Here is a 14,666-nt window from a genome sequence, read left to right as displayed (position 1 = left end):
TGTACACTACTTTAAGGAAGAATTAACTAGATCAAAAACCTTCTCTACAGCTTCGTTTATCATTTCAGGATTTTTTCCACCAGCTTGTGCCATATCAGGTCTACCGCCGCCGCCACCGCCAACAATTGAAGCTACTGCCTTTATAATATTACCACAATGTACTCCTGAAGCTAAGCTATCTTTAGTTGCCATAGCTACTAAATTAACCTTTCCATTTGTGTTACTTAATAGAACCACAACTCCATGTCCTATCTTATTTTTAAGCTTTTCTGCTAAATCTCTTAATGCACCTGCGTCAACATCCTCTAGAGCGTAAGCAATGACTGTAGTACCTTTTATTTCTTTAGCAGATTTCAATATATCTTCCTCAGCCCCACTTGTAAGCTTAACTTTAAGTTCAGTTATTTCATTGTCTTTTTCTTTGATTTCTAAAGTTTGTGCATTTATTCTATTTACTATATCCTTGTCATTACATTTTAAAATATGACAAGCATCCTTAAGAAGTCTTTGCTTCTCTTCTACATATTTTATAGAGTTAAATCCAGTTACAGCTTCAATTCTACGTATGCCAGCAGCTACCCCTGATTCTGTAAGTATCTTAAATAAGCCTATTTCTCCAGAATTTCTAACGTGAGTTCCACCACATAATTCCCTTGAGAACTCTCCAACTGATACAACCCTAACCTTATCTCCATATTTATCATCAAATAAGGCCATTGCACCGCTTTCTTTAGCTTCATCTAAAGTCATAAGAACTGTATTTACTTGAAATGCTTCCATAATCTTTTCGTTAACTAAAGATTCAACCTTTTCAAGCTCAACTGATGTTAACCCTTGGAAGTGAGTGAAATCAAATCTTAACTTTTCTTCATCAACAAATGAACCTGCTTGATTAATATGTTCTCCTATAACTTCCTTTAAAGCTTCTTGAAGCATATGAGTTGCTGTATGATTTTTAGAAATATTGTTTCTTCTTAATTTATTAACCCTTAATGTAACCTCTGATCCTTTTTTAAGGATACCTTCAATTACCTTGACATAATGAATTATCTTTCCTCCAATATTCTTTTTAGTATCATAAACTATTGCCTTAAAATTATTACCTAAAATCTCGCCTTTATCTCCAACTTGACCACCCATTTCAGCATAAAAAGTTGTTTTATCAGTTACTAGAAATCCCTTTTCACCCTTAATTAATTCAGTCTTAAAATCTTTATCATCAGCAAGGACTAAAATAGTTGCTTGAGTTTCAACTTCTGAATGACCAATAAATTCACTACTGATTCCAGAATCAATTTTGTTTATAGGAAGTTCATCACTACCCATGTAAGAAGATTTACCTCTTGCACTTCTAGCTTTTGTTCTTTGTTTTTCCATTTCCTTATTGAAAACTTCTCTATCTACTTTCAATGCTTTTTCTTCACATATTTCTTCTGTTAATTCATAAGGAAATCCAAAAGTATCATAAAGTTTAAATGCTTTTTCACCATCTAATGTATCCTTCTTACTCTCAATAACTTCATCAATATAGCCTAAAAGTATATTCATTCCTAAATCTAAAGTTTCATTAAATCTTTCTTCTTCTAAAGATACTATTTTTTCAATATATGATTGAGTTTCTATAAGTTCTTTATATGCTCCACCATAATTTTTAACTACTTCATCAACTATTTCACTTAAAAATAACCCTTTAATACCAAGTAGTCTACCATGTCTTGCTGCTCTTCTAAGCAATCTTCTAAGAACATAGCCTCTACCCTCATTACTTGGTGCAACACCATCAGATATTAACATAACGACACTTTTAACATGATCAGTAATAATTCTTAAAGATATATCCTTATTCTTATCTTCTCCATACTTAACTCCTGAAAGTTTGGCAACTTTAACTAATATATTCTTAACAGTATCAATTTCAAATATATTATCAACACCTTGCATAATAGCAGCTATTCTTTCAAGTCCCATACCTGTATCTATATTGGGATTTTTAAGTTTATTGTAGTTGCCATTTTCATCCTTATCAAATTGAGTAAATACAAGATTCCAAAATTCAACTACTCTATCGGAATCTGCTGCCTTTAAGAAGTCATCTACATTTGTTATAGTCTCTTGGCCTCTATCATAATGAATTTCTGTACACGGTCCGCATGGGCCAACACCTATCTCCCAGAAATTATCATCTTTACCTAATTTGAAAATTCTACTTGGATCTATATCAGTCTTACTTTTCCAAATTTCAAAAGCTTCATCATCTTCCATGTATATTGTTACGTACAATCTATCCTTTGATATTTCCAACTTTTCAGTTATAAATTCCCATGCCCATGAAATTATTTCCTCTTTAAAATAATCTCCAAAAGAAAAGTTACCAAGCATTTCAAAGAATGTTCCGTGCCTTGAAGTCTTACCAACATTTTCTATGTCACCAGTTCTTATACACTTTTGGCATGTAGTAATTCTGGTTCTTGGGGGTTTTTGTACTCCTGTAAAATATGGCTTAAGAGGTGCCATACCAGCATTTATTAACAATAAACTCTTATCATTTTTAGGAACAAGAGAAAAACTATCCATTCTCAAATGTTCTTTTTCTTCAAAGAATTTTAAAAATTCTTCTCTTAGATTATTTGTACCAATTTTATTCATTATGTCTCCTCCATCAAATTAAATATAAAAAAGCCTTCATCCCTACATAAAGGGACGAAAGCAACTCTTCCGCGGTACCACCCTAATTATACTTTAAAAAAAGCATCTCTTAGTTTAATTATAGCTCCTAGATAGCTTCGAAATATTTCCTAAAAAGTTTTCACCAAACCACTTTCTCTCTGGATAGAAAATAAAATCTACTTATTCTAATCAACACTTAATATTCATTTAACTAAAATTATATTTTAACTTTTATCATCTGTCAATATTTTTGTAATAAGCCCATTATATTGCTAAAATAGATAATAGTTTATATCCTCATAAATCACTTTTATTATAACACCTATTGGAATTGCTATTACCATACCTAGAAACCCTCCAAATTTTTCTCCAAGTAGAAGTAGAAACAGTATTACTAATGGATGTATGTTTGTACTGTCTCCTGTAATTTTAGGGGATAATATATTACCTTCTATTTGTTGAAGAATTAAAATTGCCACAGCAGCCCATAATCCTTTTGTAGGAGAATCCAGTAGTGCTATAAAAATAATCGGTACTCCACCAACTATAGGTCCAAAGTAGGGAATAATATTAACTACTCCATTTAATATTGACAAGGCCAATGAAAACTTTACGTCTAAAACGATTAGTATAACAAAAGTAACTACTCCTACAATTAGTGAAAGCAATATCTGACTTAAGATATATTTTCCTAGAAGCATATCTATATCCATAATTATTTTCTTTACAACTACTCTTTTTTTCAAGGGCACAATGTAATAGCACTTTTTACTAATTCTATCACTATCCGTAAGCAAATAATAGGTGACAACTGGAATTAGAGCTAAACTTAATACATTTTCACTGAAAATTAAAATATAGTTTACTAACACTTCTGACATAGAAAACATAACAGTATCCATTTTGCTACGTACTTGGTCATATAAAGACTTTATAAAGGCTGAATCTAAAATTTTAGATTTTTCTACAGTATCCTCAAGAAAACTTATTAGTTTTTCAATAGTAGGACCTAAATTATTAATTTCCTTAAATACAATAGGAACCAATAAAACTATTGCACTTAAGCATAACAATATTGTAGTTAATATTACAATTAAAGATGCAGTTGAATTTTTAATTTTATTCTTTTTTTGTATTAATCTTTTTATAGGTCTTAGTATATAAGAAATAACAAGTGAAATTCCTATTATATCGATTACTTCCTTAAAATTCTGACAAAATAAATATAATAAAATTATAGATAATATAATTAATATAATCCCTATCCTTAGGAATAGCGCTCTATGCCTTTTTATAATATTCATACTTTACTCTATGGTGGGGAATGTTTTTTAGCACTACACCACTTGCTCCTGAATACAAAATTTTATCTTCACCTAAAATAGCATTGTTCATTAAAATTACCTCGCGTCCACTTAAAATCTTATCAATTATTCCAGAACTAATTATAAGACCTTTTATATGAAAACTTTCTTCGTCAATAAGTATATCCTCCACAAGGCCCTTTGGATTTCCGGATCTATCAATAACATCCATATCATTTATATCAGAGAATTTTAACCCTTTATCTACCTTAAAATCTTTCTTAAATGCTTTTTTTATTAAGATATTATTGTCCACATTAATAATATCGCTAGTGCTTACATAGTTATTTCTATTTCTTATTGAATAACTTCCTATGCCTATTCCGATTACCTCACCCTTATAAAAATCTATATAAATTTCTTTAGATAAACCAATTTTTTTCCCTTTGATATCATATATATTTTTCATATATAAATCTTTTATCCTAAACATAATCTTCCTCCTATAATCAATTAAGTTTAGTTTTACCTCAATTGTAATTTTTTATTCTAGGAGAATATTTATTCTAAAGATCTTTTGATATATTGTTTTTTTCATAATTTTATTTTGATTCATAAAAACACCTTGTCAATAAGATAATTTATGGACAAGGTGTTTAAGTAAGAGTACTTTATCTAGTTTTAATCCTAATAATATTTTCTAATTTACTGTAAGCTTCATCTATTATAGATGGTATATCAATATGTTCAATAAAGCCTTTCCCATTAGGTCCATAGCCATTAATATCATCTTTCAGCCTTGGTATTTCGCCCATAAGAAGTTGTATATATCTATCCATAGTCCATATTCCATCAATTTCTTTATTAACAAATGCTATATCATCATCTACAACTGGTATGAATGGAGCATAATTTATTAATAATATATCATCTTTTGTGTTTATATATTTTAGAAACGATGCATAGGTTCTAAGTTGCATCGTTGGGTCTTGAACTAAAATTACTGAACTATAATCTATACTTAAAGTATCCAATAGCTCTATAGCCTTTTTTGCATTCTCTCCACAGTTAGTTGATTTATTTTCTATTATTATTTTATCTTTAGGAATATTATAATACTTATTTATTATTTGATAAAAAATATCTGCTTCTGACTGTCCATCTAGATCAATATATTTATATATATCATGTGATTTTATTGTATTTCTTAGTATTTCAGTTGAATGTCCTATGCCTCCACAAATTAAGACTTTTTCGCATATTCCATTATTATAAGCTTCCACTGCACATTTTATTGTACTACTGATTGAATTTCCAAGTAACACTAATAACTTTACTTTATTTAGTGAATACTTTTTTTCTAAAGCCACACTAGTTAACTCATCTATATCTCTTACTGCTAAAAATTTTCCGATTTCATTTATACAATCCTTTACAAGCATATTTTTATTCATTCTTTATCTCTCCCTCGTGAACTATTGTATCACTCTGTTAACTTATTAAATAATAATAGAATATAAATAAGGAATTTAAATTTCTATTTATTTTCTATTCCTTTCCATCCATTTAACAACCCAATCTACCATCGGTTTTTGCTTAATAAATCGCACCTCTGCATTTCCTACTTTATGGACTTTAATATTTTTTTCTTTGTCATACTCTGATCCAAGTCTAACAAAATCTTCATCATTAACTGCTTGAGTACTATACAGAACCCACTTTCTCTCTCCATCAATCATAATAGCGCTACTTTCATCTTTGAATTTTTTGCTTGAGAAATTAGCTCTAGTTTCTGCTAGATGTAATGATGTATTCTTTTCATATCCTACACCAATTAATAATACATATCCGTCTAATTTGTATAATTTGTCCAGAGGAGAATTTTCCCCGAAAATGTTACTTAAGTCATGTTCTTTAGTAATATATTCTGAGTGCTTGCCTACTGCTGCAATAGATCTAGCTGGATGGTTTGTTCTTTTTGCTCCCGGCCATTTTCTAAACATTTCAGCAACTATGCCCATAGTAATTGAAGGTGTAACTTCTTTATCATAAGCAGGCCAATTTTGACGAATTATAGGCCACCATTCCTCTGGTGCCTCCTGATGGACTCCAGTAGATGGATCACGATTCTTCCAAGTTTGTGATGGCATCATCAGCGTTCCTTCTTTTCCTACTATTTCAAGTAGTGCTCGTATTAAAGTCTCTGCTCCACCTACAACAAATCCCAGTTTTTTTAATGATGTATGGACAAATATAGTTTGTCCTTCTGCCACTCCACAGCTTTTAAATTGCTGTATTAAATCCTTTTTAGTTAATATTACCCTTTCGTTTACCAATTTATCATTCTCCTTACTTTTAATTGAACCATATTAAAATAATTTCATATGTTATATTATATCAATTTTGACATAATAAAAACCTTGTCCTCAAATTAATTTATGGACAAGGCTTTCAATAATAGTATGTTTAATGTTTGACTTAATTAATTAAACTTCAGTTCTTAGCCTATGAAAATCATATCCTGTTGGGGCTTGGAAAATCCTCAGGTCAAATTCAGGTGCAACAGCCAATATATGATCGAAAATATCAGATTGTATTGATTCATACGCTACCCAATCTATTTGAGTTGTGAAAGCATATATTTCTATAGGCAATCCATTTTCAGTAGGTTGACGTTGTCTTACTATTTGTATCATATTTTGATTTACCTTAGGATGATTTTTTAGATAGTTTTCTACATAAACCCTAAAAGTACCTATATTAGTTAATTGTTTTGCGTTAACAAGATGTGATGAATTAACCTTGTAGTATTTGTTATATTTATCTACTTCCTTTTTCCTATTTAGAAGATCTTCTTTAATATATTGGATTTCCTCAAACCTTAATAACATTTCTTCATTACAAAATTTTATGCTAGTAATATCTATATAGATAGATCTCATTATTCTTCTACCACCAGACTCCTCCATCCCTCGCCAATTTTTAAAGGATTCAGATATAAGTAGATGTGTTGGTACAGTAATAATAGTATTATCCCAATTTTGTACCTTTACTGTGTTTAAGGAAATTTCTAATACAGCCCCATCTGCTCCATATTTAGGCATCTCAATCCAGTCTCCTAACTTCAACATATTATTTGAAGTAATTTGAATGCTGGCTACAAGTCCCAGTATAGAGTTTTGAAAAATAAGAACAAGTACTGCCGTTGCAGCTCCAATACCACTTAATAAAATCCATGGAGAGCGATCTATCACAATACTTATAATGATAACAATACCTATGGTGTATGAGATTATCTCTACAACCTGAAGATATCCCTTAATAGGTCTTGCTTTAGATACTTCGTACTTCGAGTAAATCATGTTTATAGCATCCAAGAACCTATTTGATGCTAATAGTACAATTAAAATAATATAAGAGAAAGCAATTCTTTGAATCCATATTTGATAATCAGGAAACACTGGAGCAAATGCATGTATTATTCCAATTGGTACAATACGAGCCAGTATTTCAAAAACCTTTTTCTCTGTCAGAATGTTTTGCCATTTATTTTTCCTTTTTTGAGCATAAGAATTTAAAATTTTAAGAAGAATTCTTTTTACAATTAAATCCACTATTATAGTAATAATTATAATAAATATCACAGCTATTGCATTAGATAGATAGACAGCTACAGTTTCATTTATATCGTGATTAATTAACAAATTCTTAATAGTATTAACCAAATTTCAATCCTCCATTTTCATTAATGTTTTACAACTTCGTTGCATATTTCGACATTATACCATAAATTTTATTCTCTAACTTATATTTCACTTAAAAACTTCTGCTATTCCTATTATTTTTGTCTCTTCCATATCTGCTGTATTACTATCTGCATTACAGAATCATCTTTAAAAAATACAGGATACCGTTTGCCATAGTTTCCCCATACCAAACATGGATATTTTGCAAAGTAAAAGCTACTAAACAGCACTTCATTAGCAGTAAGCTTCAATAATATTTCAAGTAGTTCAGAATTAAGTTGAATAAAAATATCATCTGTCGATAATTGAAGTGATTCTATAACCATAACCTCTTTTTCATCTAAAGCAGCTTGTACTCTATTTTTTTCTTGCTGATTTAATCTTCCATAATAAAAGTCTGCATAAGAATTATCTAAACCATTTATATTAAATAGCTGTCTAATAGCAGTATTTACCTGTTCTTCACTGCCATCAAGCATTGTATTTGGATACTTATTGAAACCCTCCTGTATACTTTCTATATATATTATGTTTTTCTTTTTTAATTCTTCCAAATGTATTTTCACTTTCATCTCTACATAACCTCCTTAATGATATTATTTAACATAGCTCTTTCACAACTATAGTAATTAATTTATATTAAATATGCAAATTAAATTATAATATTTCTATAATGGTAAAAAAAGATATATTAACACAAAGAGTGTTAATATATCTTTCCTGGTAAATGATAATCTGAAAAAATTTAAATTATTAAAGTAATTCTTTTCTTAATTCAGAAGGTGATTTTGGTGATAGATATGTATAAGGTATATCAAATACAGTACATGCACCATTCTTTCCTTCCTTTGATAATTTATATATAGCTCTTGCATAAGCTACTAAAATGCTTGACGTAAATTCAGGATTACTATCTAGGTCAAGTGAAAATTCGATTTTTTGATTGTTTCCATCTCCGGTAACTCCTGTTCGTATTACAAATCCTCCATGTGGCATTCCTGCATGATCTCTCTTTAATTCATCTTCGGTTATGAAATTAACTACGGTATCATAATCCAAGAAATAATTAGGCATATTTTTAATCGTTTCTTCTATAATTCTAAGGTCTGCGTTAGTTTCAGGTAATACATAACAAACTCTTATATGCTTTTCCCTTGTAGATAGTTCAGGATTGATTCCACTTCTTACTTTTTCTAAAGCTTCCTCAACAGGAACAGTATATTGTATTCCGTTTTTTACACCCTCAATTCTCCTTATGGCATCTGAATGACCTTGACTAACGCCTTTTCCCCAGAAAGTATAATCCTTTCCTTCTGGAAGAACTATATTTCCTAATAATCTATTTAATGAAAATAAACCAGGATCCCAGCCTACCGAAATAATACTTAAATTCCCTGAACTTTTAGCAACTTGCTCCATTTTATCGAAATATTCTGGAATCTTTGCATGTGTGTCAAAGCTATCTACTGTATTAAATAATTCTGCAATTTGAGGACCTTGTACCGCTAAGTCTGTAGCTGAACCACCACATAATATCATTACATCAATCTCATCTTTGTAATCTTCAATTTTAGAAATATGTACCATTAAAGCATCGTTTTCTGATACTTGGCTAACTTCTCTTCTTGTAAAAATAGCTTTAAGCTCCATATCTGGATTTTGTTTCATTGCTTTTCTGACACCTTTACCTAAATTTCCATAACCTACTATTCCAATATTTATTTTATTTGTCATAATTTATCCTCCAATGATTTGTACTAAGTATATAATTTATATTAGCACAATATAAAATTTTAGCAAATTTCCAATTTACTTATTATAGGGTTCATGAATATGACCATTGAAAAAATACTTACATTATTATTACTTAAATTACACATACTAAATTTAAGGAGTGTGATTATATGGAATTTTATGATGTAATTAAAAGTAGACAAAGTATTAAAAAATTTAAGAATTCACCAATAAATACTGAAAAATTAGCTCGAATGATTAATGCGGCTATGATGGCTCCTTCATGGAAAAATAAGACCTCGTACCGATTTATTTTAGTTTATAAAAAAAAAGAGTTAGAACAACTTTCTAAAGCTATAATGAATAAGGATAATTTAGCATCACAATCGATATTAGAAGCCCCAATGACAATGGTAGTTGTTGCAGACCCACATGCTTCTGGAGAAATAGAAAACAAAGAGTATTATCTAGTTGATAGTGCCATAGCTATGGAACATTTTATTTTATCTGCTACCAATGAAGGATATGGAACATGTTGGATTGCTGCAATTCATGAGAATATTATTAAAGAAACATTATCCATTCCAGAAAATTTTAAAGTAGTTGCCATGACTCCTATTGGAGAAATTGCTGAAAGTAAGGAACATTATGATAAGAAAGATATCAAAGATTTTGTGTTTTTGAACACTTGGGATAAAGCCTATGTTAATAACATTAAAGAAGATGTTTTTTAGGTATATTCTTATTGAGATTTAGTTATCGTAAAATAAAAGCTGTGAATTTTTTTAATTCATAGCTTTTAAATGTTTCAGAGACCTATATATATAGTTATCTATAAAATATAATAATTCACTTCAACATTAATATGATTTCCACTTTTGGCACTAGTTCCATGATCTGATGTAACAATAAGACTAGTATTAGCATCTATAGTTTTCATTAAATAACTAATTACTTCTTTATCTATTTTATTAATAAAGTTTATTTTCTGATCTTCATTTTTTCTATGAGCACTTTCGTCTGCACCATTTATATGTAATAGTACAAAGTCATATTCTTTTGATAATTCAAGTGCTTTTTCTGCTTTTTCAATCAAATCAGTATCCACATCTGCCGTAGCACTATTTAAAATAGGAACATACATATTCATATCCTTTGCAATACCTTCAACTATTTCAGTTTTACAAACAACAGCGCCTTTTTTATTATGTAATTGATAAAAACTAGGAATCATATCTTTAACAGATTGTCCCCAAGGATACAAATTATAATTATATATTAATTTATTTAATATACTTTCAATTTTTTTGTCAGTACATTTTGGCAGAATGTAACTTAAGATTTTGCCTAAATTTTCATGGGGTGGAAATGTTGAAATACTATCATAATATTTCCTTCCCTCTTTTATAATAAGAAGATTTTTATAGCTTCCAATATTAATTAATCTAATATCTCTAAATTCATCTTCTTGCAAAATAGTATTTTTATGTTCAACACAGGATAAAAGAATATCATTTTTCATCTTTATATTATTACATCGAAATATTAAATCATTTTCATCAATCTCTTCATTAATTGCAAGAGCCTCTAAATAAGCCCTTCCCTTTGGGATAGCACTATATGGAACACCTAAAATATTTAAAATACATGTTAAACTATTAGTTTCCATACCTTCCGGTGTATTATTTACAGTTCTAAAGGAACCTATCTCTTTTATTTTATTTATATTTTCACAATATTTATAATCAGCTGGCTCTGCACCATCTATTATCACTAAAATTGTTTTCATTTATTCACTTTGCCTTTCTATCTTTTTAAGAGAATCAATAAAATACTCATTATTCTTTTCACTTTTTACCGCAATACGAAAATACTCTTCATTTAGGTTTCTATAATTACTACAGGACCTAATTAGAATACCGTATTCCTCTAATTTATCTTTTATATTCGTATTCTTAGTCTTAAATAATATAAAATTAGTTTGAGATTCAAATACTTTATAGCCTAAAGTATTTAATTCCTTAATTAAATACTGTCTATTCTCTTTAATATATCTCTTTGTCTTTTGTACATAATCTATTTCTTTTAATGCTGCTACTCCGCATTTACTTGCTACAGTAGATACACTCCAAGGTTGGCCTATAGCATTTATTTTATTTACAATATCTATATTGGAACATAGCATATATCCTAAACGAATTCCAGCCATAGCATATATTTTTGTAAAGGCTTTTAATATTATCAAATTATTATATTGAGATATGTAACTTGAAATACTATATTCTTCTTCATCTATTAAAAAATCTATAAAACATTCATCTACAACTAATTTCACATTATTTTCTTTACACTTTTCTAAAATAATAAGCAGATCCTGTTTTTTCATAGGTATCCCAGTTGGGTTATTGGGATTGCAAATAAACATAATATCTAAATCACAGGTAATATAGTTTAAGATATCAGCCTCAATATAAAAATTATTCTCCTCTTTTAAATTATAATAAATTATTTCACCATTAACTAGATTTATAGCTTCTTCGTATTCTGCAAAAGTTGGAGCAATTAGCAAAGCTTTTTCAGGCTTTAGTGCAAGGGTAATTTTGAAGATTATATCAGCTGCTCCATTTCCACATATTATATTACTAGAATTTGTATTTTCATAAACAGCTAATGCTTGCCTTAAATCCCTACATAGTGGATCAGGGTAATTAGTGTAGCTTTCAATATTATCAATTATTGCCTGTTTAACAGAATCCGGCATTCCAAATGGATTTATATTCGCAGAGAAATCTAAAATTGAATCTGCATTAGTCCTTCTTTTAGTATATATATCCCCACCGTGAATTAGTTTATTCATCGTCTTCACTCCCACTTACTTAATGATTATGTATAACGTTATGGTTTTTATTATTAAGAATATCGTAATTCCTATAATTGAAGTTGTATACAAAAGAAGATTAGTTCTTCTTATATCTTCAAATTCTATTGGTCTTAGGGCATCTCCAATAGTCTTCTTTTTATATAGAGTACCAAAATAATAGGCATCTCCTGCCAATTGAATCTCAAGTGCTCCTGCGCAAACTGCTTCTGTATGTGCAGAATTAGGACTTGAATGATTATATCTATCTCTTTTATATATTTTATAAGCATTTTTTCCATTCATCTTAGTAAAAAAACTAGCTAATATCATAAGATACGCAGATATTCTAGCTGGAATATAATTTAAAACATCATCAAGTCTTGCAGCAAACCTACCAAAATAAAGATATTTCTCATTTTTATATCCTACCATTGAATCCATAGTATTAACTGCTTTATAAAAAAGTCCTAATGGTGCTCCCCCAAGCACCATAAATATCATAGGTGCAATAACACCATCTGAGGCATTCTCTGCTATTGTTTCAACAGTTGCTTTTGTAATTCCTTCCTGTGTTAATTTTTTAGTGTCCCGTCCTACAATCATGGATACTTTATATCTAGCCTCGTCTAAATTGTTATTCTTTAATTCTTTATATACTTTCATACTTTCTGTTTTTAAAGATTTTGTTGCTAATAGTTGATAACAAATAAATCCTTCTACAGCTAATCTTAAATACACACTAAAGCTTTCACAAGCTTTTAGAATTAAGATTGTAATTATAGTTGGAATAACTGTCATGATTACAACTAAAAATATTCCAGCTACAAATTCTCCATTATTATTCTTTGGAAATATTCTTCTAAGTATTTTCTCCGCTCTAGAAATTAGATTTCCTAGTAATCTGATAATATGTGGAAAGGAATATGGATCTCCAAAAATCAAATCTAATATATAGCCAATTAATAAAGCGATTAAAGATATTATCATATTACCTCCGATATGGTGGTTCTTTTGTCACCCTTTATCCATAAAATTTCATCGATTTCTATCACGAATCCCTCACAATTATTTACTTGCCAATGATAAAAGTCTTCATGAGGTAAGGAATATCTATCTAAAATAGCCATGATAGTTCCACCATGAACTATCATGGCACTGGACTTTACATCCTTTTGCAAAATATCATTAATTATTTTATCAAATGCATTAACACATCTATCTTTAAATTCTTCAGAACTTTCCCCATTTGGAAAATTCAAAGTACCATTACTGTTAATCCACTTCTTATAGTGTATATTCCCTATTAGCTCTTTATAATTTTTATTTTCAAAGAGTCCAAAATTACATTCTTTTAAATCCTTATAAATTATAGGTTCTATATCTTTATAGATTAGCTTTGAAGTTTCAAGACATCTAGCTAGTGGACTGCAATAGACAACTTTAGCTAAGGGAAAGGATTTTGATTTTATTAAATCTATACCTACTTTACATAATGATTCATCAGTAATACCAATATATCTTTTCTCAAGATTTCCATTAGTTTTAGAATGCCGAATAAGTGCAATTTTAATCATAGTTTTCTCCCCTAATTACAAAAATAACTTTTCAATAAATACAACGCTTAATGCCATTATCAATTCACAAATTTGCAAAAAATAGCCTGCTAAGTCTCCTGTTATTCCTCCAAATTCTTTTTTGCTCATGACCTTATAATAAATAAATACTAGTAAAGCTGTAATTACACAGATTCCTCCTAGAAAAATATTAATAAATAACATTAAAAGTGTGCAGATGAAAATGTAAAACAGCATTGAATACTTTACCTTATCTTTTTCAGCAGCATCACTAAACATGGCTACCAGGCCACTATTTTTCGCACAAGGAAAAATGACAATACTAAGTCCACTTAATGCTCTTGATAGGATGAATCCAATTGATAAAATAATTAAAGCATCACCGTGAACCTCGCTCCAAGCTCCAAAATAGAGAATAAAGTATGTAATAGCACTTATTATTGCAAATGCTCCTGTATGAGGGTCTTTTAGAATTTCTAATTTCTTTTCAATTGGCTGGTAAGAACTTAAAGCATCCATGGTATCTAAAAAACCATCTAAATGAATCCCTCCTGTAACAAGGATTGGAATAACAACTAAAATTGCAGTATGCAGAATGTTCCCTATTTTCAAATTAAGAGAAATATAATTCCACAGCATAACTAAAGCTAGAATTGCTAGTCCCACTACAGGGAAAAAGCATAAAGCATATTTCATATTTCTTTTATTCCAATCTGTTTTTGGCATTGGGATTTTTGAATACATGGAAAAGGCTATTTTAAATGAATTCCATATCATTTTC

The 14,666-nt window shown here is 29.4% G+C and carries 14 protein-coding genes and 1 other annotated feature; of the genes, 1 reads left to right on the top strand and 13 read right to left on the bottom strand.

The window, feature by feature from the left end; genetic code table 11:
• Nucleotides 1-6: 6 nt before the first annotated feature.
• From alaS to CLVI_RS11620, 8 genes are all read right to left on the bottom strand, one after another.
• A complete protein-coding gene (alaS, locus tag CLVI_RS11655; protein ID WP_106060305.1) occupies nucleotides 7-2,646 on the bottom strand; it encodes an alanine--tRNA ligase in 2,640 nt (879 codons plus the stop codon).
• A 47-nt stretch (nucleotides 2,647-2,693) separates the two neighbouring features.
• Nucleotides 2,694-2,869, bottom strand: a binding site (T-box leader).
• 70 nt (nucleotides 2,870-2,939) lie between these two features.
• Nucleotides 2,940-3,971: an AI-2E family transporter gene (locus tag CLVI_RS11650; protein WP_106060304.1), complete on the bottom strand. Its 1,032-nt coding sequence runs from the start codon at nucleotides 3,969-3,971 to the stop codon at nucleotides 2,940-2,942.
• The gene (locus CLVI_RS11645) at nucleotides 3,949-4,464 is read right to left on the bottom strand and encodes a PRC-barrel domain-containing protein (RefSeq protein WP_106060303.1); all 516 of its coding nucleotides are present in this window, start codon (nucleotides 4,462-4,464) and stop codon (nucleotides 3,949-3,951) included. The genes CLVI_RS11650 and CLVI_RS11645 overlap by 23 nt, the downstream gene beginning before the upstream one ends.
• 178 nt (nucleotides 4,465-4,642) lie before the next feature.
• Entirely contained in the window at nucleotides 4,643-5,425 is a 783-nt protein-coding gene (locus CLVI_RS11640; protein ID WP_106060302.1) for a YdcF family protein, read from the bottom strand.
• A gap of 87 nt (nucleotides 5,426-5,512) precedes the next feature.
• Nucleotides 5,513-6,307: an AAC(3) family N-acetyltransferase gene (locus tag CLVI_RS11635; RefSeq protein WP_242980683.1), complete on the bottom strand. Its 795-nt coding sequence runs from the start codon at nucleotides 6,305-6,307 to the stop codon at nucleotides 5,513-5,515.
• Between the two features lie 150 nt (nucleotides 6,308-6,457).
• Nucleotides 6,458-7,696 (bottom strand): mechanosensitive ion channel family protein, encoded by a 1,239-nt coding sequence (locus CLVI_RS11630; protein ID WP_106060300.1) that lies wholly within the window; start codon nucleotides 7,694-7,696, stop codon nucleotides 6,458-6,460.
• Between the two features lie 113 nt (nucleotides 7,697-7,809).
• Nucleotides 7,810-8,289 (bottom strand): hypothetical protein, encoded by a 480-nt coding sequence (locus CLVI_RS11625; protein ID WP_106060299.1) that lies wholly within the window; start codon nucleotides 8,287-8,289, stop codon nucleotides 7,810-7,812.
• A gap of 181 nt (nucleotides 8,290-8,470) precedes the next feature.
• Nucleotides 8,471-9,451, bottom strand: a complete 981-nt coding sequence (locus CLVI_RS11620) for a diaminopimelate dehydrogenase (RefSeq protein ID WP_106060298.1) — start codon at nucleotides 9,449-9,451, stop codon at nucleotides 8,471-8,473.
• Nucleotides 9,452-9,621: 170 nt separating this feature from the next.
• Here CLVI_RS11620 and CLVI_RS11615 point away from each other — a divergent pair, with 170 nt between their 5' ends.
• Complete coding sequence (locus tag CLVI_RS11615; protein ID WP_106060297.1) at nucleotides 9,622-10,185, top strand: nitroreductase family protein; 564 nt, start codon at nucleotides 9,622-9,624, stop codon at nucleotides 10,183-10,185.
• A 98-nt stretch (nucleotides 10,186-10,283) separates the two neighbouring features.
• Here the strand turns inward: CLVI_RS11615 and CLVI_RS11610 are convergent, their stop codons facing one another.
• Genes CLVI_RS11610 through CLVI_RS11590 form a run of 5 tightly spaced genes read right to left on the bottom strand, consistent with a single transcriptional unit; the run spans nucleotide 10,284 to nucleotide 14,662 of the window.
• Nucleotides 10,284-11,240: an alkaline phosphatase family protein gene (locus CLVI_RS11610; RefSeq protein ID WP_106060296.1), complete on the bottom strand. Its 957-nt coding sequence runs from the start codon at nucleotides 11,238-11,240 to the stop codon at nucleotides 10,284-10,286.
• Nucleotides 11,241-12,308 (bottom strand): pyridoxal phosphate-dependent aminotransferase, encoded by a 1,068-nt coding sequence (locus CLVI_RS11605; protein WP_106060295.1) that lies wholly within the window; start codon nucleotides 12,306-12,308, stop codon nucleotides 11,241-11,243. It lies immediately after the preceding gene.
• Between the two features lie 15 nt (nucleotides 12,309-12,323).
• Nucleotides 12,324-13,298 (bottom strand): adenosylcobinamide-phosphate synthase CbiB, encoded by a 975-nt coding sequence (cbiB, locus tag CLVI_RS11600; protein ID WP_106060294.1) that lies wholly within the window; start codon nucleotides 13,296-13,298, stop codon nucleotides 12,324-12,326.
• Entirely contained in the window at nucleotides 13,295-13,885 is a 591-nt protein-coding gene (locus CLVI_RS11595) for a histidine phosphatase family protein (RefSeq protein ID WP_106060293.1), read from the bottom strand. The genes cbiB and CLVI_RS11595 overlap by 4 nt, the downstream gene beginning before the upstream one ends.
• A gap of 15 nt (nucleotides 13,886-13,900) precedes the next feature.
• Entirely contained in the window at nucleotides 13,901-14,662 is a 762-nt protein-coding gene (locus CLVI_RS11590) for an adenosylcobinamide-GDP ribazoletransferase (protein WP_341458758.1), read from the bottom strand.
• Nucleotides 14,663-14,666 lie beyond the last annotated feature (4 nt).

This window comes from Clostridium vincentii (assembly GCF_002995745.1).
GTDB classification, from domain to species: domain Bacteria; phylum Bacillota; class Clostridia; order Clostridiales; family Clostridiaceae; genus Clostridium; species Clostridium vincentii.
The sequence above is the reverse complement of the archived record's forward strand: the minus strand, read 5'-3'. Positions and strand labels throughout refer to the sequence as shown.

Coding starts and splice junctions, on each gene's coding strand:
- alaS (WP_106060305.1), bottom strand. CDS start 2,646: ATGAATAAAATTGGTACAAATAATCTAAGAGAAGAATTTTTAAAATTC.
- CLVI_RS11650 (WP_106060304.1), bottom strand. CDS start 3,971: ATGAATATTATAAAAAGGCATAGAGCGCTATTCCTAAGGATAGGGATT.
- CLVI_RS11645 (WP_106060303.1), bottom strand. CDS start 4,464: ATGTTTAGGATAAAAGATTTATATATGAAAAATATATATGATATCAAA.
- CLVI_RS11640 (WP_106060302.1), bottom strand. CDS start 5,425: ATGAATAAAAATATGCTTGTAAAGGATTGTATAAATGAAATCGGAAAA.
- CLVI_RS11625 (WP_106060299.1), bottom strand. CDS start 8,289: ATGAAAGTGAAAATACATTTGGAAGAATTAAAAAAGAAAAACATAATA.
- CLVI_RS11620 (WP_106060298.1), bottom strand. CDS start 9,451: ATGACAAATAAAATAAATATTGGAATAGTAGGTTATGGAAATTTAGGT.
- CLVI_RS11615 (WP_106060297.1), top strand. CDS start 9,622: ATGGAATTTTATGATGTAATTAAAAGTAGACAAAGTATTAAAAAATTT.
- CLVI_RS11610 (WP_106060296.1), bottom strand. CDS start 11,240: ATGAAAACAATTTTAGTGATAATAGATGGTGCAGAGCCAGCTGATTAT.
- CLVI_RS11605 (WP_106060295.1), bottom strand. CDS start 12,308: ATGAATAAACTAATTCACGGTGGGGATATATATACTAAAAGAAGGACT.
- cbiB (WP_106060294.1), bottom strand. CDS start 13,298: ATGATAATATCTTTAATCGCTTTATTAATTGGCTATATATTAGATTTG.
- CLVI_RS11595 (WP_106060293.1), bottom strand. CDS start 13,885: ATGATTAAAATTGCACTTATTCGGCATTCTAAAACTAATGGAAATCTT.
- CLVI_RS11590 (WP_341458758.1), bottom strand. CDS start 14,662: ATGATATGGAATTCATTTAAAATAGCCTTTTCCATGTATTCAAAAATC.